Consider the following 19214-nt stretch of genomic DNA (forward strand, 5'->3'; position numbering starts at 1 on the left):
GGTACGGCGGAGACCATTCGCCGGCTGGTGTCACTCCTTCCGCCGGACCTGCGGGACCGCGCGTCGTCGGAACTCCGGGCCGAGGGCCTCGATCCGGGAGAACCGGCCGAGCCCCGCGGTACGGCCGGGCCTCCCGCCGCACGGTCTTACGCTGCGCCGCCTTTCGCCCCGCCGTCTTCCGCCGCGTCATCTCTCGGGGCCGGGCTCGGGCGGTCGTTGCGGGCCGCCGGGACGGTGCTCGAATGTGATGCCGTCCTGTCCGCCGCACGGCGACCGGACTGGGACGCGCTCGCCGGCGAGCATCGGCGGGAGCCGTTCGAACGGTCGCAGCGACGGGCTCTGATCGCGCACCCCGACTGTCCCGACGCCCTGACGCGGGCCCTGCTCACGCCGTGGGACTCTCTCGTGGCGGGGCGGCTCGCGTCGCGGCGGCGGGCCGTTCCGCCGTGGGCCTGGCGGGCGGCCCTGACACGCATCGGGGAGATGCGGCCGTGGTTCTTCCGCCGCGTGCTCACCGAGGAGACGGTCGAGGAGCTCATCCTCACCACCCCGCGCCTGGACCTTCTGGTCCGGGCCGTCGCCGGGTACGACCACAACGGTCACCGGGAGGCGCGGGCGTTCTGGGAGTGCGCGGGGCGGCTGCTGCGGAGCCGGCTCCACGACGACCGGGACGGCTGGCCGGCCGCCGCCGCGGCGCTGCCGTCCCATCCGGGGACGTTCACCGGCCTGCTCCGCCGGATCCAGACCCCGTCGGCCCACGACGACCTGCCCCGCCGGCTCCCGGACGTGACCGCCCGGACCGCCTCGTCGCGTCGGCCCGAGGTCCCGTCGGCCGATGCTGCCCCGTCTCACCGGCTCGGTGACCGTCCGGACGAGCCCGGTCGTCCTAGCCGGCTCCCGGACGCGACCGCCCGGACCGCCCCGTCGCGTCGGCCCGAGCCCCCGCCGGCCGACGCCGACCCGTCTCACCGGCTCGGCGATCGCCCGGACGAGCCCGGCCGCGCCGACCTGCGTGTTCTCGCTCAGGCGCCCGACGCGGTGCTCGCGGACGTCATCGCGGGGCTCGCGGATCCGGTCCTGGAGGACATGTACGACCGCGACCTGGCGCGCTTGCGGACCCGGGAGTACCTGACCGGCATGGTCGTGGACCGGTTGGTCGCCGCCGGAGTGCCGCCGCGGCCCGTCTTCGCCCGCTGGACGTACGGCGCGATGGCCACGTCGGCGACGCGGGCCTGGGCGCACGGGCTGAACTGGATGCTCGACCAGGTCAACGAGAGCAGGGCCGGGTACGACGTGACGTTGCGCCGCCTGCTCGCGGCCCGCCTGCCGCGCCCGGGCGCGGTGACGGACCTGGCCGGGGCGCTCCACGCCTGCGCGGGCGCGGTCGAGGCCGAGGCGTTGCTCACGGCGATGTACGGGCCGGACGGGTCGCCGCCGTGGCACGGGCTGGTCCTCGCCCACCACGACACGCCGTTCCGCGAGCCGGTGCTGTGCGTCCTGGCCGCCCGCGAAGGGCTGCCCGCGGCCCTGGTCGAGGACCTGCCCGCCCGCGACCTCTTCCTGCTGGCCGCCCACAGCCGGGCGGCGGCGCGCGTGATCGTGACGATGCTGCACCGCACGCCCGACTCCCGGCCTCTCCTCCGCCGGGTACGGGCCGAGGGTTTCCTGGACGACGGCGAGCTGGTGAGGACGACCCGCCCGGCCAGGGCGCTCCTGGCCTACGCGTGCCGCCCGGAGACACCCGGCGCCGTCATCGAGCACTGCTCCCGCCTGGTCGAGGCGGCGGCGCGGGCGGCTCCGGCGGGGTTCTGGCCCGCGTTGTGGCGGTCGCTGCCCGCCTTCGACGGCAGCCTCCCCGAGCTACTGAAAGCGGCCGGCGAGTGACCGGGACGTCATCCCGGCTGCCAGGGCGCCTCCGGTACGGGGGCGATGCTCCGCGCCCGTACGCTCCCGATGCCCCCTCGTGTCGCCAGCACGATCAGGCGGTCGCCGCGGACCAGCAGATACCCGTCCTGCGGCTCCCAGTCGAAATGCTGCCCGCCGCGGCGCCCGACCGCGAGCACCCGTGACTCTCCCCGCTGGTTGGCCTCGCTCAGCGGGCGGCCCTCCAGCGCCGAGCCCTGGGCGATGGGCACGTCGGCGATGAGCATCACCTTGCGCCCGACCGGGATGGTGCCGATGATCTGGCGTTCCATCATGGCCGCCGCGAACGCGGGCGCGGCCAGGAACGACACGCTGCGCGACACCGGGATGTGGAAGTTGCGGTGGACCCGCCCGGCCAGGTCGTCGTCGAACAGCCGCAGCACGACCCGTACGTTGTCCTTCAGGTCGCGCGAGCTCAGGCCCGCCTCCAGGTTGGTGATGTCGTCGCTGGTGACGGTCACGACCGCGCGGCACGTGCTGACCCACGCGCTGCGCAGTGTCTCCTTGCGCGTCGCGTCGCCGAACACGATCGGCAGCTTCTCGCGGCGTGCCAGCGGCACCCCGACGGCGTCCTCGTTCATCTCCACGCAGACGACGGGCACGCCGAGGTCGTTCAGCTGCGCGACCACGCGTACGCCGACGCCGCCCAAGCCGACGACCACGACGTGCCCGCTGATCGGCTCGCTCAGCGCGAGCGGCCCGGCGAGCCGGGCGCGCACGAGCGCGTCGACGACCGCGGCGGTGATCGCGGGCACCAGGGCCAGGCTCGCCAGTGTGACGATCACCTGGGTCGCCTTGGCCGCCCCGCCGAGCGACGTGTCGGGGTTGGCGGCCCCGGCCAGGTCGAGCAGGACGAGATAGAGCGACTCGCTGAACGAGGACCCGCCGGACAGGGCCAGCGCCAGCGTGCCGAGCACGATGACGGCCAGGAGGACGAGCACCACCTGCATCAGCCGGCGGTTGAGGACGAGCCGCAGGTTACGCGCGAGGAAGGCGTACGGCCGGTGATGCGGCCGGTGCGCGCTGAGCGGGTCACGCGGGGTCTTGTCGGCGACCGCGAGGACGAGGTTGGCGGTCTCGTGCGGGTCCGGCAGCAGCCGCGGGTTGCCCTCGGACCGTCGCGTGTCGGCCAGCCCGCAGATGATGGTCTTCGGCCGGTCGCTGCGGCGGGCGACGTACAGCGTGCGGCCGGCGACGCGTACGTGGCTGGGTGCCGGGTCGCCGAGCGCGGCGGCCACGAACGACGGCGCCGCCATCGCGCCGTCCGACAGCACCGCGCAGTCGTTGAACAGCGTGCGGATCCGCGCGCCCAGCGAGGTGTTCGACATCCGGATGACGAGCCGGGCGCCGGGGTTGAGCTCCTGCACGCGCAACGCCGCGTGGATGTTGCCGACCTCGCTGTTGCCGACGAGCGCGACCGCCCGCGCCAGGTCCGCGTTGACGTCGCGGAACGCCTCGTCGTTCAGTTCGAGCGCCTCGTGCACCTTCACGCGGGGAAGGCGGGCGATCTGCGGGCCGTGGTTGCGTTTCTTCGACGGCAGGATGACGGTGACGTCCTGCAGGTAACGCGTGGTCAGCTCGTCGGCCAGCCGGAAGGCCAGCGGCGTGTCGCCGCAGACGACGAGGTGTCCGCGCATGGCGCTGCGTCGTCGGGGGACTGTCGGCACGCCGTGATCCTATGCTCCGTCCGGCGAGGTCCCATGTGCCGTTGGAGGTACTGGGGGGCGGCCGTTCTACGTACGATGATCTTCGCCGTTGGTCCGCGTTGGACTCCAAGCCACTCTTGGGTACCGTTGGAGACCAGACCGAGAGGCGCTGCAACGGGCCGAGGCCCGCCACGCTCGGCCTGCACCACGATCGCGAAGGGCGCCTCCCGACACAACGGGGGGTGGACCAGTGGACAAAGACGAACGCCAGACCACGAGTGCTCTCAAACAGCTGCTCGCCGAACGCGTCGTGGTGCTCGACGGGGCCTGGGGCACGATGCTCCAGGGCGCCAAGCTCAGCCCCGAGGACTACCGCGGCGACCGTTTCACCGACCACCCGCGCGATGTCACCGGCGACCCGGACCTGCTCAACCTCACCCGTCCGGACGTCATCCTCGACGTGCACCGCCAGTACCTCGCGGCGGGCGCGGACATCACGACGACCAACACGTTCACCGCGACGAGCATCGGCCAGGCCGACTACGGCCTCCAGGAGTACGTGCGCGAGATGAACCTCGCGGGCGCACGCCTCGCCCGCCAGGCCGCCGACGAGGCCGGCGGACGCTTCGTCGCCGGCTCGGTCGGCCCGCTGAACGTCACGCTGTCGCTGTCGCCCCGCGTCGACGACCCGGCGTACCGCGCGGTCTCCTTCGACGACGTCCGCGCCGCGTACGCCGAGCAGATGGCGGCGCTCGCCGAGGGCGGCGTCGACCTGCTCCTCGTCGAGACGATCTTCGACACGCTCAACGCGAAGGCCGCGATCGCCGCGGCCCGCGAGGTCGCCCCGGACCTGCCGCTGTGGATCTCGGTGACGATCGTCGACCAGAGCGGGCGCACCCTGTCCGGCCAGACCGTCGAGGCGTTCTGGAGCTCGATCGAGCACGCCGAGCCGCTCGTCGTCGGCGTGAACTGCTCGCTGGGCGCCGCGGAGATGCGCCCGTACGTCGCGGAGCTGTCCGGCCTGGCCGGCACCTACACCGCCTGCCACCCGAACGCCGGCCTGCCCAACGCGTTCGGCGAGTACGACCAGACCCCGGAGGAGACCGCGCGGCTGGTCGGCGAGTTCGCCGCCGCCGGGCAGGTCAACATCGTCGGCGGCTGCTGCGGCACGAGCCCGGCGCACATCGGGCTGATCGCGGACGCGGTGAAGGGCGTGGCGCCCCGCGAGGTTCCCGAGCTCACGCCGGGCACGCGGTTCAGCGGCCTGGAGCCGTTCGCGATCTGCCCGGACACCGGCTTCGTCATGATCGGCGAGCGCACCAACGTCACCGGCTCGGCCCGCTTCCGGCGGCTGATCGAGGCCGACGACTACCAGGCCGCCGTCGACGTGGCGCTGGAGCAGGTGCGCGGCGGCGCGAACCTCCTCGACGTGAACATGGACGCCGACCTGCTCGACAGCGAGCAGGCCATGACGACGTTCCTCAACCTCATCGCGACCGAGCCCGAGGTCGCGCGCATCCCGATCATGGTCGACAGCTCGCGGTGGAGCGTGCTGGAGGCCGGGCTGCGGTGCGTGCAGGGCAAGGGCGTGGTCAACTCCATCAGCCTCAAGGAGGGCGAGGAGCTCTTCCTGGAGCAGGCCCGCCGGATCCGCGACTACGGCGCCGGCGTCGTCGTCATGGCCTTCGACGAGCAGGGACAGGCCGACACCACCGAGCGCAAGGTGGCGATCTGCGGCCGCGCGTACGACCTGCTCACGCAGAAGGCGGGCTTCGCGCCCGAGGACATCATCTTCGACCCGAACGTCCTGGCCGTCGCCACCGGCATCGCCGAGCACAACGGGTACGCCAAGGCGTTCATCGACGCGCTGCCGCTGATCAAGGAGCGCTGCCCCGGCGCCCGTACCAGCGGCGGCATCTCCAACCTGTCGTTCTCCTTCCGGGGCAACGACGTCGTCCGCGAGGCGATGCACTCGGCGTTCCTGTTCCACGCCGTACGCGCCGGGCTGGACATGGGCATCGTCAACGCCGGGCAGCTCGCGGTGTACCAGGACATCCCGGCCGACCTGCTCGAACTCGTCGAGGACGTGATCTTCGACCGGCGTGATGACGCGACGGACCGGCTGGTCACCTTCGCCGGTACGGTCAGCGGCAAGGGCACGCAGCGCGCCGTCGACCTGTCCTGGCGCGAGGGCACGGTCGAGGAGCGGCTGTCGCACGCGCTCGTGCACGGCATCGTCGACTACATCGAGGACGACACCGAAGAGGCCCGGCAGAAGGCCGCGCGTCCCCTCGACGTGATCGAGGGTCCGCTCATGGACGGCATGAAGGTCGTCGGTGACCTGTTCGGCTCCGGGAAGATGTTCCTGCCGCAGGTGGTCAAGAGCGCCCGCGTGATGAAGCGGTCGGTCGCCTACCTCGAGCCGTTCATGGAGGAGGAGAAGGAACAGGCCCGCCGGGAGGGCCGTCTCGACACCAGCCGCGGCAACGGCAAGGTCGTCATGGCCACGGTCAAGGGCGACGTGCACGACATCGGCAAGAACATCGTCGGCGTCGTCCTCGGCTGCAACAACTACGAGGTCATCGACCTGGGCGTCATGGTCCCGGCCGCCAAGATCCTCGACACGGCGGTGGCCGAGGGCGCCGACGCGGTCGGCCTGTCCGGGCTGATCACCCCGTCGCTGGACGAGATGGTCGGCGTCGCGAACGAGATGCAGCGCCGCGGCCTGAAGCTCCCGCTGATGATCGGCGGCGCGACGACCTCGCGGCAGCACACGGCGGTGCGGATCGCCCCGGCGTACGAGGCCACCACCGTCCACGTGCTGGACGCCTCGCGCGTCGTCGGCGTGCTGTCGGACCTGCTCGACCCGGAGCGCTCCGAGGCGCTCGCCGTCTCCAACCGCGAGGAGCAGGAGCGGCTGCGCGAGCAGCACGCCGGCCGGAAGCAGCGCCCGCTGCTCACCGTGGACGAGGCCCGCGCGAACCGCGAGCAGGTCTCCTTCGACGACCTGCCGACTCCCGCCTTCACCGGCCTGCGCACCGTACGGCCGGAGCTCGCCGAGCTGCGCGAGATGATCGACTGGCAGTTCTTCTTCCTGGCCTGGGAGCTGAAGGGCAAGTTCCCGGCGATCCTGGACCAGCCGGTGGCGCGCGAGCTGTACGACGACGCGAACGCCATGCTCGACGAGATCATCGCGGCCGGTTCGCTGCGGCCGGAGGGCGTGTACGCGTTCTGGCCCGCGCACGCCGACGGCGACGACATCGTGGTGGACGCGGGCGCCGACGGCACGGTGCGCCTGCCGATGCTGCGCCAGCAGACCGCCAAGCCGGAGGGCCGGCCGAACCGGTCCCTCGCCGACTACGTGGCCCCGTCCGGGGACCACCTCGGCGGCTTCGCGGTGGCCGTGCACGGCGCCGACAAGCTCGCCGCCGGGTACGAGGCCGAGCAGGACGACTATCGGTCGATCATGGTCAAGGCGCTCGCCGACCGTCTCGCCGAGGCGTTCGCGGAGTGGCTTCACCTGAAGGCGCGCCGCGAGTGGTTCGAGCCGGACGCCGAGCCGGCGCTGGAGGACCTGCACGCCGAGCGTTTCCGCGGCATCCGCCCGGCCCTCGGCTACCCGGCGAGCCCGGATCACAGCGAGAAGCGCGAACTGTTCGAGCTCCTGCACGCCACCGACGCCGGCCTGAACCTCACGGAGTCGTACGCGATGACCCCGGCGGCGGCCGTCAGCGGCCTGATCTTCGCCCACCCGTCGGCGCGGTACTTCACCGTCGGCCGGCTGGACCGCGACCAGATCGAGGACTACGCCCGCCGCCGCGGCATGGACCTCGCCGAGGTCGAACGCTGGCTGCGCCCCAACCTCGCCTACGACCCCGACGAGTCCTGACCGGTTCCCCGGCTCACGCGCCCGTACGGGAGAGCTCGTCGCTCCAGTAGGCGCCGGCCGGCAGGGTGTCCCAGGGGTTCGGCAGGTCGTCGTCGGTGACGTAGAGGTACCCGGCGTTGCGCTGCTTGCTGAGGGCGACCGCGTTCTCCATGGCGGCCTGCGTCGACGTGGCGTACACCAGGTGCCAGAACCTGTTCGGGTCGGCGGAGCTCAGCTCCCACGACGGGGCCGACCAGGAGGTGTAGGCGGCGTACGTGCCCTCGAACATCACCAGGACGTCCGCCGCCGATGAGTAGCACTGGTCGGCGGCGGCGCCGGGGTTGTCCACGGTGAGGGCCCCGGCGTGGCGCTGCTTCGTGTACGAGCCGACCGCGATGTACAGGTTGACGTACGCGTTGCCGGTGCCGCAGACGTTCTGGGCGTCGTCGAAGAAGATGCCCGCGAGGCCGTAGCCGCCGTACCATCGGTACCAGGTGTCCACGTCGCCTTCGACCTGGGCCGTCCACGCCGAGGTGGACGTCTGACCGCCGCGCGTCGTACGGCCGGTGGTGCCGAAGTATCCGGTGTCGACGTAGCCGATGACCCTGACACCGGCCTGCGCGGCGGCGCGGATGGCGTTCGCGTAGCTCTGGTCGAACGCGGTGCCCGGGCCGTTGCCGGGATTGGCGACCGAGATCCCGACCGCCGGAGCGCCCTGGGCGAGCCGGGTCCAGTACGTGCTGCCGGGGCCGCCGCCCGGATCGAAGTACGCCGGGACGGCGAGGTGCTGCACACCGGCCGACGCCCGCGCCGGAGCCATCGCGGCCGTCAGGCCGAGGACCAGCAACGCGGCGGCGACGCACGCGCGGACGGCTCCTACCGGTGGTAACGCTCTGCTCCGTGACCGGTTCCTCGACACGCTGATCACCTTCCGGGGGCGGGTGCCCTCAGAATCGGTTGCGTTTTCGCGCGTGTCAACCGGCACTTTCGAGCAGATTCGAGCACGCGCGGTGGAGGTGGCTGCCGCAGGCCGCGGAACGGCCGGCCGCGCACCTCGCGTGACGGTCGCTCGGCTCAGGTGGTCGTGCTCGGCGCGCGGAGGCGGCCGTGCAGGTGCATGTCGTGGTACCCGTCGGCGTGCCGGGTGCGCCCGCGCATCGTGCCCTCGTACGCGTAACCGGCCTTCTCCGCGACCCGGCACGACGCGCGGTTGAGGGTCGAGTGCGCCAGTTCCAGGCGGTTCAGGCCGAGGGCGAACATCCAGTCGGTCACGGCCGTCAGCGCCCGGCCGGCGACGCCACGACCGCGCGCCGCGGGCAGCACCCAGTACGCCGCCTCACCGAACCCCTCGGAGAGGTAGAGCCGGCGGACCCCGACGCGCCCGAGTATGGTGTCCCCGTCGGCGACCGCCCAGTCGGCGCCGGTCTCCCGCGCCCACCGGTCCGCCCAGCGCGCAACCCATTCCCGGGCCTCGTCCTCGGTCAGGGACCGGGCGTGCCACCTCTGGATGTCCGCCTCGGCGTACGCCGCGACGAGAACCGGCACGTCCGCCGCGGTCCAGGGGCGGATCGTCAGTTCGTCCACGGACAGCGACGGCTGCGACCGGCCGCCCATCCGCCCGGCCGGCACCGCGGGTTCCACGAGATCAGGCATGCGCCCATCATGTCGCCATCGCTCGAAGCCCGCGAGACTTGCCATTCCGGTGACCACGAGGAGTAACGTGCCGGAACGTCGTATAAGTACTGTCCATTTTTTTGGGCAGTACGTGATTTGCGCGAGGCCGTGCGCTACGGGGCCTTTCTCGGGGTGCGGCCCGGCAGAGAGGAGCTGTATGACCGCGGCCACGGATACTTCACGAGCGCCCGGCGGCGAGGAGAGCAGGCATCTTCGCCGCGACATCGGACGTGTCGGCCTGCTCTTCACCGGCGTCGGTTCGATCATCGGTTCGGGCTGGCTGTTCGGTGCGATGAACGCCAGCATCATCGCCGGCCCCGCCGCCATCTTCTCCTGGGCGATCGCCGGCCTGATGATCGTGTTCATCGGCCTGTCGTTCTCCGAGCTCGGCACCATGTTCCCGGTCACCGGGGGTGTCGTCCGCTTCCCGATGTACGCCTTCGGCGGCTTCGCCAGTTATTCGATGGGCTGGATCACCTGGGTCGCCGCGGCCGTCGTACCGGCGATCGAGACGACCGGCGTGCTGCAGTACGCCACCAAGTGGTACCACTTCACCGACAAGCACATGGTCCACGGTGAGCCGGTGCACACGCTGACGCCGGTCGGCATCGGGGCGGCTCTCCTGCTGCTCGCGGCCTTCTGCGTCATCAACGCGATCGGAGTGCGGTTCTTCGCCCAGATCAACAACGTGCTGGTCTGGTGGAAGCTCATCGTGATCATGGTGGTCGTGGTGGCGTTCCTGGTCACCGCGTTCCACGCCGCGAACTTCTCCGATCACGGGTTCGCCCCGGCCGGCGGCAAGGCCATGCTGACCGCGATCTCCACGTCGGGCATCACGTTCTCCTATCTGGGTTTCCGGCAGGCCATCGAACTGGCCGGGGAAAGCGACAACCCCCGACGGAACGTTCCATTCGCGGTGATCGGCTCCGTCGTCCTCTGCATGGCCATCTACGTGCTCCTGCAGATCGCCTTCATCGGCGCGCTTTCCGGAGGCGACCTGGCGCACGGCTGGTCGAAGCTGTCGTTCACGAACGACTTCGGCCCGCTAGCCGCGGTCTCCACGGCGATCGGCCTGGGCTGGCTGGCCACCGTCCTGTACGTCGACGCCGTGGTCTCCCCGGGCGACACCGGCCTGATCTACTCCGCCGTCACCTCGCGGCTGGGCTACACGATGGCGCGCAACGGCGCCGCGCCCGCCGGCATCGGCAAGCTGAGCAGGCGTGGCGTGCCGTGGGTGTCATTGATCATCACGTTCGTCGTCGCGGCGATCATGCTGCTGCCGTTCCCGAGCTGGCAGCAGCTCGTCGGCCTCGTCACCTCGGCGACGGTCATGTCGTTCGGCTCCGGACCGCTGGCGCACGCGGCGCTACGCCGTCAGCTGCCCGACGAGCATCGTCCGTTCCGGCTCTGGGGCGGCGACACGATCCCGCTGCTGGCCTTCTTCTCCGCGAACCTGATCATCTACTGGACCGGCTGGAACACCAACTGGAAGTTCTTCGTCATCGTCCTGTTCGGGTACGTCATGATGGCGATCTTCGCGGCGACCGGCCAGCTCAAGCACAAGATGGAATGGAAGGCCGGCGCGTCGTGGGTCCTCCCGTGGCTGGCCGGCATCGCGCTGATCAGCTATCTGGGTGACTACGACGGTGGCCGTGGCGTCTTCAAGGGCCTCGTGATGGGCTTCGCCGTGAACGCCGTCTGGAGCGTGGTGATCTACATCATCGCGGTCAAGGTACGGCTGCCCGGCGAGCGTGTACGCGCGATCATCGCCGAACTGCCGCACGACGAGGTGGACAGCGAACCCGCACTCGCAGACTGAGCTCCCCGCTCTCGGCACGAGCCCCGTTCTCCGGTGAGAGCGGGGCTCGTGCCGGTTACGCGTTGAGGCGTTCGGTGATCGTGTCGAGGGTGCGGAGGATGGCGACGGTCTCGTCCAGCGGCATCAGCGGGGACTCGGTGTGGCCGGCCTCGACGCAGCGGGCGACCTCTTCCGCCTGGTACGTGTAGCCGTGTCCGTCGACATCCAGGCGGAACGTCTCCGGTTCCGCGCCGTCGCGGTGCAGGGTCATCGCGTCCGGGTGCCAGAACGGGCCGGCCACCTCGATCCAGCCCGTCGTGCCGGTGATCGTCGCGGTCTGCGGGGTCCTCGCGAGGAAACCGCAGTGCAGCAGGGCCACCGCGCCCGAGTCGTAGCCGAACAGGATGCCGGTGTTGGAGTCCACGCCGGTCGGCGCGGGCGTGGTCACCGCCTGTACGGTGGCCGGCTCGCCGAGCAGCATCCACGCGAACGACACCGGGTACACGCCCAGGTCGAGCAGGGCGCCACCCGCCAGGTCCGGCGCCCACAGCCGGTGCCCGGCGTCGAACGGGAAGTTCTCCGAGAAGTCGGCGTACACCGCCTTCACCTCGCCGATCGCGCCGTCGGCGACCAGCGTGCGCACCCGGGCGATGAGCGGGTTGAACCGCGTCCACATCGCCTCCATCGCGAACAGGTTCCGCTCGCGCGCCAGGGCGACGAGGTCCTGCGCGTCGGCCGCCGTCGTGGTGAACGGCTTCTCCACGAGCACCGCGCGGCCCGCCTCCAGGCACGTACGGGCGGCGGAGTGGTGCGTGTTGTGCGTCGTCGCGACGTAGACGACGTCGACCTTCGCGTCGGCGGCGAGCTCGGCGTACGATCCGTACGCCCGCGCGACGTCGTAGCGCTCCGCGAACGCCTCGGCCGTGTGCGCGGCGCGTGAACCGACCGCCGCCACCTCATGCCCGAGATGGAGCAGATCCTCGGTGAACGTGCGCGCGATCCCGCCGGTGCCCAGGATTCCCCATTGAATCGTCACGATCGGACATCGTACGAGGGAAATGCGGGTTTGTGGGTGCGGCGTCGTCGTGATTCAATGTTCTAGTTGCTATAGAGCAATACATCGAGGGTGACCGCATGATCCTGCTCGTTGAGACGGACAGTGACGTACCGCTGTACCAGCAGCTCCGCGACCGCGTCGTCGAGGCGATCGCCGGGGGCGAGCTGCGCGCCGGCGACTCGCTGCCCACGACCCGGCAGCTCGCCGCCGACCTCGGGATCAACATGCACACGGTCAACAAGGCGTACGACCGGCTCCGCCACGAGGGGTTCATCCGGCTCGCCCGGCGTACGGGTGCGATCGTCGTCCGCGACCCCGCCACCGGGCCGCCCGGTGAGGGCGTCGCGGACGAGTGGGAGGCGCGGGCGCGCACGCTGCTCGCCGAGGCCGTCGCCCAGGGCCTGTCCGAGGCCGAGATCGAACGCCGCTGCCAGGCGATCCTCGATGGTTTCCGCGCCGGATCGGATGCAGGGAGCCGGTCATGAGTCCTGCCGTCGTCACCGTGATACCCGTCGTGCTCGTCGGCGTCATGAAGTGGCTGATGCCCTCTCTTGTGCCGCCGACCATCCCGTTCGGCGTCCGCGTGCCGCGTGACCGCGCCGACGCGCCGGTCGTCGTCGCGCAGCGGCGCCGCTACCGCGCGGTGACCGGCGTCGTGGCGGTCCTCGCGGTGGCGGGCACCCTGCTCGCGGGCCGCCCGTGGGCCGGCCTGGCGGCCGTCGGCGTCGAGCTCGCCGTCGGCGTGTTCTGCTACCTCTACGCCCGCCGCCGGATCGCCGAGGTCAAGGCGGCGGAGCACTGGTTCGGCGGGCGGCGGCAGGTCGCGGTCGCCGACACCTCGCTGCGCACCGAGCCGGAACGCTATCCCTGGCCCTGGGCCGTGCCCGCGGTCGTGCTGGCGCTCGCCACGGTGATCATCGGCATCGTGGCGTACCCGGACATGCCCGCGCGCCTCGCGATGCACTTCGGCCCGGCCGGGCGGCCGGACCGCTACGCCGCCAAGTCGTTCGTCTCGGCGTTCGGGCCGGTGGTCACGCAGGTCGCGTCGACCATCCTGCTGCTGGCGGTCGCGGGCGCCGCGCTGCACAGCCGCGCGCAACTCGACGCGGAGGACCCGCAGGCGGCCCCGCGGCACCGCCGGTTCGTCGCGGCGACCACCCGGGCGCTGCTCGTCCTGGCGGCCTGCACGGGCGTCACGTTCCTCTTCGGCTCGCTGGCGAACTGGCAGCTGACCAGCCCGCCGGCGTCCGTCGTCACCGCGCTGAACGTCGTCCCGGGCGTCCTCGGCGCCGCCGCCGTGCTGGTCGTGGCGATCCGCTTCGGGCAGGGCGGCAGCCGCCTGCGTCTCGCTGGCTCGGCCGCCGGGCGCGCCCGAACGGTCAACCGGGAGGACGACCGTCTCTACCGGCTGGGGATCTTCTACTACAACCCGGACGACCCGGCGGTGCTCGTGCCCAAGCGGTTCGGGATCGGCTGGACGCTCAACATGGCCCGGCCCGCCACCTGGGTGATATGCGGGCTGCTCCTCGTCATGGCGCTGATCGGGGTGCTCGCGGGCCGGTAGGTTCGACCGGTGCCCACCCCACGTGCCGTACGCCGGCCCGCGCCGCCGAAACTCCCCGCCGACCTCGTCCCGGTCCGGTTGTCCTCGCTCGCCGACGAGGAGATCCTCCTGTCCGCCGAGGTCACCGGGGGAGTGGCGGCGGGCGACCGCGCGGACGGGCTCGACGTCGAACGCTGCCGGTTCGACGCCGTACGGCTCGCCGGCGCCGTCCTGCCGCGCGCGAGCCTGTCCGACGCCGAGTTCCTCGGCTGCGACCTGGCGAACATCGGCGTCAGCGACGGCGTGGTGGCCGCGGCCCGGTTCGAACGCTGCCGCCTGACCGGCGCGACGTGGGGCGGCTGCTCGTTCCGCGACGTGGTCTTCGAGGGCTGCCGGGCCGACCTCGCGCGGTTCCGGATGAGCCGGTTCCGGCACGTCGTCTTCCGCGACTGCAACCTCACCGAGGTCGATTTCCAGAACGCGGAGTTCACCGGCTGCCGGTTCGAGGACTGCCGCATGGAGGGGGTGCGGTTCAGCCAGGCCGTGATGACGGGCGGCGCGGTGTTCTCCGGCTGCGACCTGTGGGGGCTGAGCGGTGTCGAGAGCCTGCGCGGCGCGACCGTACAGGCCGCCGACGCGCAGGGCCTCGTGCACACTTTGGCGGCGGCCCTGGGCATCACGATCGAGGAATGAACCCGGCGGGCATCCGCCGCGCGCGCCGATCGCGGCGTCACTCGATGAGCGGGGGAGCGATATCGCCGTCTTCCGCGCCCCAGGCCTCCTTGTCCTCGTACGCCCAGACCACGCGGTCACGGTCCTTCTTCTTCGAGTCAGGCCCGGCGGCGGGCATGAAGGGGATCGGCGATGTTCCCCGGGCGGCGGCGTCGCGCACGGCGGCGGCCTCCGCGTTCTCCGCGGCGGTGGGAAGGCCGTCGGACCGGCCGCTGCGCATGATGGACGGGTTCGCTCCGGTGGGCGAACTCCCGGCGGAACCCTGGTGCGGCAGTGAACCGGACGGGCCGGCCACGTACGGGCCGGGTGTGTACGGGCTGCCCGTGTACGGGTTCTCGGCATACGGGCTGGGCGTGTACGGGGTGCCGCTCGCCAGGTCGGTGCCGCCCGTGGGGGAGACGCCGGGACTCGCGGTCTGGCCCAGCCCGGACAGGTCGGTCCCCTGGCCGGAGCCGGGGCCGGCCGCCGCACCGGTGCCCGGCGAGCGGGTCGGGTCGTAGCCGGCCGGGTCGTAGCCGGTCGGCAGGCCGGCGCTGGTGGAACCGGCGGGGAGCCCGGATCCGCTGAGGGTGGTGCCGGTGCCGTCACCGTCACCGTCGGGCGGCGGGTTCTTCGTCTTGGGCGGCGGGGTGGTCTTGGTGGCCGGCGGCAGGTCGACGAAGAGCTGGCCGGGGATGGAGGCGTACGTGCCCTGCGTCTTCTTCACGTGCTCGCTCAGGAGGTGCTGGGCGCCCAGCTTCTTGTCGTGGTTCGGATCGAACTTCGGAATGACCTGGGGCCCTGAGTCGCCCCAGCCGTGCGGCTCCTCATGCTCGGAACTGGTCTTACCGCTTTTATATGCGTTGGCCTCTCCGTGCGGCCCATGCACGATTTGTTTCTTGAAGTCGGCCAAGGTCACCTTGCCGTGATGCTCGATGGGCTTGCCGACCGTGTCGCACGCCTGGCTTATCGCCTGCGCGGCCTGGTAGAGCTGTGCGAGTTGACGCTGCGCGAGGACGGATCCCGACCCGTCACTCCACTCGTCGTGGATCTTGCCGGCGATCCTCTTAATGAAAGAGGCGATTCTGTCGTAGCTGCCGGCGGCCTTCGTGTACGCCTGGCCGACTCTTTCCACCTTGTCCGGCCGGGTCTGGCTGGCGAAATTATAGATGGAGGTCGAATCCCAGAGGTCCGAGTCGTCCGTGGGCTCTTTTTTCACCTTCAGATCGAAGGTTAGATAATCGCTCATCCTGTATCTCCGGAGCGGTGGGTCGTCTCAGATTTTCTTTAGGATGTCGAGCACGCTCTGCTTCGCGCTCTCTTCGGCGTCCGCGTAGGTGGTCGTTGACTGGAGCAGCCTGTTGAGGACGGCCTTGTAGGTATCGATGAACGTCGTGTGGGCGTTGGTTATCGAGGTGTTGGCCTGCGTCATGGTGTTGTAGAAGTCCTGGCCGGCCTCCCAGCCGCCGACCTCGTTGCTACTGATGTTCGTCGTTTGTTTGAGGTGCTGGTGCGCCTCGTCTTTTCCGGTAACGAATTCTTCGAGGTATTTGGCGAGATCTCGCGTTAGATCGAGTACCTCGTTGTGGGTGATGCTGAGACTTACCTTGTGTTCGAAATCCAAGGGTGGTTGCGCCCCGGGCCAGCGGTCGTACAGGTTGTTGCTCGGCAGGCCGTGCTGTGCTTTAGGTTCGTCGGACGTCCCCATGTAGGGCCTCCCCGCGATTTCATCGGGCATTAGTCGGCTGACAGCCTAGGTCGCAGGTCGTGATCCGTATCGCCAGTGCACGCACCGATACCCGCCAAAATGTGCACGATCTCCGGCCTGCGGTGATACCGCCGATCCGTGTACGCGCCGCTAGCATAAGAACACTGATGTCTGCATCCGCGCTGGTCGATGACGTCACCGCGGACACCGCCGTTGAGGAGTCACCGTGAGGCCCTTGGAGACGTCCGATCCGGCATCGATCGGGTCCTACCGGATCCTCGCCGAACTGGGCCGGGGTGGCATGGGCCGGGTGTTCCTCGGCAGTTCGCCGGACGGCCGGCTGGTCGCCGTGAAACAGGTGCGCGCCCAGTTCGCCGAGGATGACGGATTCCGCGCCAGGTTCCGGCGCGAGGTCGCGGCCTCGCGCAGGGTCTCCGGTGGGTACACGGCGGCGGTGATCGACGCGGACCCGGACGCACAGGTCCCGTGGCTGGCGTCGGAGTTCGTGGTGGGGCCCTCGCTGCTTGAGGCGATCGAGGCGGTCGGTCCGCTTCCCGAGGCGTCGACGCTGCGTCTGGCCGCGGGCATGGCCGCCGCCCTGGCCGACGTTCACCGAGCCGGTCTCATGCACCGGGATCTCAAGCCGCCCAACGTCCTGCTCACCGGCGACGGCGTCAGGGTGATCGACTTCGGCATCGCGCGGGCGGCCGACGAACCCGGCGGCACTCAGCTCACGCATACCGGGTGGCTGGTCGGCACGCCCTCCTACATGTCCCCGGAGCAGGCCGAGAGCCGGCCGCTCACGCCGGCCGGCGACATCTTCTCTCTCGGCTGTGTACTGGTCATGGCCTGCACCGGCGCCAGCCCGTTCGCCGCGCCGACGGCGGCGCAGACGCTCTACAGGATCGTCCACTCGCAGGCCGATCTCTCGTCGATCTCCGGCCGGTTGCGGGCGATCATCGGGCCCTGTCTCGCCAAGGACCCGGCCGACCGGCCGACGCCCGCCCGGCTACTGGAGTCGGTCGGCCGTATCGCCCCGTCCCTTCAGCCGTGGCCCGAGCCGATCCATCAGCTGATCGCGGCTCAGCGTGCCGAGGTCGCCCGCTTCATCAAGGATCCGAAAGCTCCGTCCACCCTCGTCTTCCTCCCGCACGACGACGGCCGCTCGCCGGTCGACGCCCCGGAGGAACAGGCGCCTGGTCGGTCCGCCGGGCGGCGGTCCAACGCCCCGACCGCGATCGGCGCCGGAGCGGTCGTGCTCGTGGGCGTGCTGCTGGCGTTCATCCTGATGTTCTATGACAGCGGCGACGGGAGACACGCGGCCAACGCATCGGGCGCGTCCATGACCCCGAGTTCACCGTCTTCGAGCCCGCCATCGCCGACTCCATCCTCCAGCCGCCTCGGGAGCCTGGACCTCCAGGCCTGGTGCCGGCACGTCGGCCAAGGCGATCTCGTGCTGACCGCCAACAGCGTCTACGGCTGGCACTGCCACACGCCGAAGGGTGAGGACACCGACATCGACACGAACGCCGTGTGCCGGTACCAGTACGGTGACCCGAACGCGTCGTCGTCATTCACCGATGTCGACAATCCCTACAGCTGGTACTGCTTCAGTTGAAAAGAATGACCCGGTAACGGGAAATTCCTATTTGCGCGGATCTGTGCAGCGCTTTTCTTGGTCATTTCGCTTCCGGTGCGCCGATGTGGTTATTCTTGGTGGCGATCGCCCCAGGTCGAACCCCCCGGAGGCCCGCCATGGTCGCGCAGAAAGAGCCGTACGAGTTCCCTGCCATCCTCGCTTTCGCCGGCGAATTAACGGCCTGGCGCATGCAGGCCGGAATGTCCAAGATCGAGCTCGCCGAGCGTCTCGGATATACCCCTCAGCTCATCGGACAGGTCGAAGCGGCCAAGAATCTTCCGTCGAAGCAGCTCGCCGAGGACCTCGACACGCTCTTCGAGACCAACGGCGTGTTCCTCCGCCTCTGGAAGCTCATCAACGAGACCCGCCACCTCGCCGTACTGCCACGAGGCTTCTCTGAGTTCGTCGCCCGTGAAGCGGAAGCATCGACCATGCACGTCTTCGAGCCCGGCATCATCACGGGACTCTTCCAGACGCCGGAGTATGCCTACGAGGTGATGAAGGCCGGTCGCGATCGCGAGGAGGCCGAGCAACTCGTCGGCAAGCGTGTGGAACGACAGAAGATTCTTGACCGGAAGCATCCGCCGCGCATCGTCGCGATCTTCGAGGAGATGGCTCTTCGGCGGATGCTCGGTGGCCGCAGCGTGATGAAGGCGCAGATCGAGCACCTCATCGATCTGGCAGAACGACACAACATCACGCTCCAGGTCGTTCCGGAAAGCGTGGGCTCCTACGCCGGGCTAATGGGAGCGTTCACGATTCTGGGTTTCGAAGACGGCCCTGACCTCGTATACGTCGAGCACATAGGCGGTCAGTTCATAACCGACGCACCGATCGTTCGCGAGTACGCGCTACGCTACGACTTGATCAGGGGAGCGGCGCTGTCCGCCGACCAAACCCTGAAATTGCTCCGCACGACGTTGGAGAGCCTATGAGTGACCAGTGGCGTAAGAGCAGCAGAAGCGGCACCACAGGCGGTCAGTGCGTTCAGGTCACGGTCTGGCGTAAGAGTAGCCGCAGCGGTAACACGGGTGGTCAGTGCGTGGAGGTCGCCGCGGTTCGGGCGACCGACTCCAAGTAGGTCGGCTCACCGGCCCGGCCAGGACGGGTCCCGGCCGATGAACCCCAGCAGCCTGGCCTGAGGGTCCGCGTCGGCGGGCACCTCGACCCGGGTGCCGTACTGGCCGGAGGCGCGGAGGGCCTCCTCCATCTGTTCCATGCCGCCGAGGAGCTGCGCGCAGAAGTCCTGGTCCAACCAGTCGTCCTGGCCGGTGGCCCGGGACAGATTCCAAGTGTGCATGGAGCTGACGGGGCGGTGCGGTGTTCTCCGGCTGCGACCTGTGGAGGCTGAGCGGCGTCGAGAGCCTGCGCGACGTGACCGTACAGGCCGCCGACGCCAGGGCCTCGTGCAGACGTTCGCGGCGGCTCTGGGCATCACGATCGAGGAGTGAACACGGCGGGCTCCGGAGGAGATTCGCCCCCGGCGGCCATCCGCTGATCGCGTCACTCGATGAGTGGGGGAGCGATGTCGCCGTCTTCCGCGCCCCAGGCATCCTTGTCCTCGTACACCCAGACCACGCGCTCACGGTTCTTCTTCTCCGAGCCCTGCCCGGCGGCGCCGGGCATGAAGGGGATCGACGACGTGCC

At 70.3% G+C, this 19214-nt stretch carries 17 protein-coding genes and 1 riboswitch; of the genes, 9 read left to right on the forward strand and 8 right to left on the reverse strand.

What is annotated here, in order from left to right; all coding sequences use genetic code 11:
* Positions 1-234 precede the first annotated feature (234 nt).
* Positions 235-1884, forward strand: a complete 1650-nt coding sequence (locus QSK37_RS41595) for a hypothetical protein (RefSeq protein WP_285632543.1) — start codon at positions 235-237, stop codon at positions 1882-1884.
* 8 nt (positions 1885-1892) lie between these two features.
* Here the strand turns inward: QSK37_RS41595 and QSK37_RS41600 are convergent, their stop codons facing one another.
* Positions 1893-3590, reverse strand: coding sequence for an NAD-binding protein (locus tag QSK37_RS41600; RefSeq protein ID WP_285632544.1), 1698 nt, complete (start codon positions 3588-3590; stop codon positions 1893-1895).
* Positions 3591-3724: 134 nt separating this feature from the next.
* Positions 3725-3802, forward strand: a riboswitch (S-adenosyl-L-homocysteine riboswitch).
* A gap of 17 nt (positions 3803-3819) precedes the next feature.
* On the opposite strand from QSK37_RS41600, the gene metH reads away from it, so the two are divergent.
* Complete coding sequence (metH, locus tag QSK37_RS41605; RefSeq protein ID WP_285632545.1) at positions 3820-7458, forward strand: methionine synthase; 3639 nt, start codon at positions 3820-3822, stop codon at positions 7456-7458.
* A gap of 13 nt (positions 7459-7471) precedes the next feature.
* Here the strand turns inward: metH and QSK37_RS41610 are convergent, their stop codons facing one another.
* Both QSK37_RS41610 and QSK37_RS41615 read right to left on the reverse strand, forming a co-directional pair.
* Positions 7472-8284 (reverse strand): spherulation-specific family 4 protein, encoded by an 813-nt coding sequence (locus QSK37_RS41610; RefSeq protein ID WP_285632547.1) that lies wholly within the window; start codon positions 8282-8284, stop codon positions 7472-7474.
* A 227-nt stretch (positions 8285-8511) separates the two neighbouring features.
* Positions 8512-9090: a GNAT family N-acetyltransferase gene (locus QSK37_RS41615; RefSeq protein WP_285632549.1), complete on the reverse strand. Its 579-nt coding sequence runs from the start codon at positions 9088-9090 to the stop codon at positions 8512-8514.
* Positions 9091-9268: 178 nt separating this feature from the next.
* On the opposite strand from QSK37_RS41615, the gene QSK37_RS41620 reads away from it, so the two are divergent.
* Positions 9269-10930, forward strand: a complete 1662-nt coding sequence (locus tag QSK37_RS41620) for an APC family permease (RefSeq protein ID WP_285632551.1) — start codon at positions 9269-9271, stop codon at positions 10928-10930.
* A 55-nt stretch (positions 10931-10985) separates the two neighbouring features.
* Here QSK37_RS41620 and QSK37_RS41625 read toward each other — a convergent pair whose 3' ends face one another.
* Positions 10986-11945, reverse strand: a complete 960-nt coding sequence (locus tag QSK37_RS41625; RefSeq protein WP_285632553.1) for a Gfo/Idh/MocA family protein — start codon at positions 11943-11945, stop codon at positions 10986-10988.
* Between the two features lie 98 nt (positions 11946-12043).
* Between QSK37_RS41625 and QSK37_RS41630 the strand changes: the two genes are divergently transcribed.
* From QSK37_RS41630 to QSK37_RS41640, 3 genes are read left to right on the forward strand one after another with little or no spacing between them, the layout of a single operon-like run.
* Positions 12044-12451: a GntR family transcriptional regulator gene (locus tag QSK37_RS41630; RefSeq protein ID WP_285632555.1), complete on the forward strand. Its 408-nt coding sequence runs from the start codon at positions 12044-12046 to the stop codon at positions 12449-12451.
* On the forward strand, positions 12448-13530 hold the full coding sequence (locus QSK37_RS41635; protein ID WP_285632557.1) for a DUF1648 domain-containing protein: 1083 nt from the start codon (positions 12448-12450) through the stop codon (positions 13528-13530). The genes QSK37_RS41630 and QSK37_RS41635 overlap by 4 nt, the downstream gene beginning before the upstream one ends.
* Before the next feature lie 9 nt (positions 13531-13539).
* The gene (locus tag QSK37_RS41640; RefSeq protein ID WP_285632559.1) at positions 13540-14202 is read left to right on the forward strand and encodes a pentapeptide repeat-containing protein; all 663 of its coding nucleotides are present in this window, start codon (positions 13540-13542) and stop codon (positions 14200-14202) included.
* A gap of 37 nt (positions 14203-14239) precedes the next feature.
* Here QSK37_RS41640 and QSK37_RS41645 read toward each other — a convergent pair whose 3' ends face one another.
* On the reverse strand, positions 14240-15469 hold the full coding sequence (locus QSK37_RS41645) for a hypothetical protein (RefSeq protein WP_285632561.1): 1230 nt from the start codon (positions 15467-15469) through the stop codon (positions 14240-14242).
* Between the two features lie 27 nt (positions 15470-15496).
* Positions 15497-15928, reverse strand: coding sequence for a hypothetical protein (locus tag QSK37_RS41650; protein WP_285632563.1), 432 nt, complete (start codon positions 15926-15928; stop codon positions 15497-15499).
* A gap of 226 nt (positions 15929-16154) precedes the next feature.
* Here QSK37_RS41650 and QSK37_RS41655 point away from each other — a divergent pair, with 226 nt between their 5' ends.
* The 3 genes from QSK37_RS41655 to QSK37_RS41665 all read left to right on the forward strand — a co-directional run bounded on the left by QSK37_RS41655 (position 16155) and on the right by QSK37_RS41665 (position 18648).
* Entirely contained in the window at positions 16155-17546 is a 1392-nt protein-coding gene (locus QSK37_RS41655) for a serine/threonine-protein kinase (protein ID WP_285632565.1), read from the forward strand.
* 137 nt (positions 17547-17683) lie between these two features.
* A complete protein-coding gene (locus tag QSK37_RS41660) occupies positions 17684-18502 on the forward strand; it encodes a helix-turn-helix domain-containing protein (RefSeq protein ID WP_285632567.1) in 819 nt (272 codons plus the stop codon).
* Entirely contained in the window at positions 18499-18648 is a 150-nt protein-coding gene (locus tag QSK37_RS41665) for a DUF397 domain-containing protein (protein WP_285632569.1), read from the forward strand. Before QSK37_RS41660 ends, QSK37_RS41665 begins: the two co-directional genes overlap by 4 nt.
* A 6-nt stretch (positions 18649-18654) precedes the next feature.
* Here the strand turns inward: QSK37_RS41665 and QSK37_RS41670 are convergent, their stop codons facing one another.
* Together QSK37_RS41670 and QSK37_RS41675 are read right to left on the reverse strand one after the other, a co-directional pair.
* Entirely contained in the window at positions 18655-18867 is a 213-nt protein-coding gene (locus QSK37_RS41670) for a DinB family protein (protein ID WP_285632571.1), read from the reverse strand.
* A 203-nt stretch (positions 18868-19070) separates the two neighbouring features.
* The gene (locus QSK37_RS41675; protein WP_285632574.1) at positions 19071-19193 is read right to left on the reverse strand and encodes a hypothetical protein; all 123 of its coding nucleotides are present in this window, start codon (positions 19191-19193) and stop codon (positions 19071-19073) included.
* Positions 19194-19214 lie beyond the last annotated feature (21 nt).

The organism is Actinoallomurus iriomotensis, assembly GCF_030269445.1.
GTDB lineage: Bacteria > Actinomycetota > Actinomycetes > Streptosporangiales > Streptosporangiaceae > Actinoallomurus > Actinoallomurus iriomotensis.

Excerpts from the sequence above, each read along its gene's own strand:
- QSK37_RS41665 (WP_285632569.1), top strand. The coding sequence starts at position 18,499 with ATGAGTGACCAGTGGCGTAAGAGCAGCAGAAGCGGCACCACAGGCGGT.
- QSK37_RS41675 (WP_285632574.1), bottom strand. The coding sequence starts at position 19,193 with ATGCCCGGCGCCGCCGGGCAGGGCTCGGAGAAGAAGAACCGTGAGCGC.
- QSK37_RS41645 (WP_285632561.1), bottom strand. The coding sequence starts at position 15,469 with ATGAGCGATTATCTAACCTTCGATCTGAAGGTGAAAAAAGAGCCCACG.
- QSK37_RS41660 (WP_285632567.1), top strand. The coding sequence starts at position 17,684 with ATGGTCGCGCAGAAAGAGCCGTACGAGTTCCCTGCCATCCTCGCTTTC.
- QSK37_RS41670 (WP_285632571.1), bottom strand. The coding sequence starts at position 18,867 with ATGCACACTTGGAATCTGTCCCGGGCCACCGGCCAGGACGACTGGTTG.
- QSK37_RS41630 (WP_285632555.1), top strand. The coding sequence starts at position 12,044 with ATGATCCTGCTCGTTGAGACGGACAGTGACGTACCGCTGTACCAGCAG.
- QSK37_RS41635 (WP_285632557.1), top strand. The coding sequence starts at position 12,448 with ATGAGTCCTGCCGTCGTCACCGTGATACCCGTCGTGCTCGTCGGCGTC.
- QSK37_RS41615 (WP_285632549.1), bottom strand. The coding sequence starts at position 9,090 with ATGCCTGATCTCGTGGAACCCGCGGTGCCGGCCGGGCGGATGGGCGGC.
- QSK37_RS41650 (WP_285632563.1), bottom strand. The coding sequence starts at position 15,928 with ATGGGGACGTCCGACGAACCTAAAGCACAGCACGGCCTGCCGAGCAAC.
- QSK37_RS41620 (WP_285632551.1), top strand. The coding sequence starts at position 9,269 with ATGACCGCGGCCACGGATACTTCACGAGCGCCCGGCGGCGAGGAGAGC.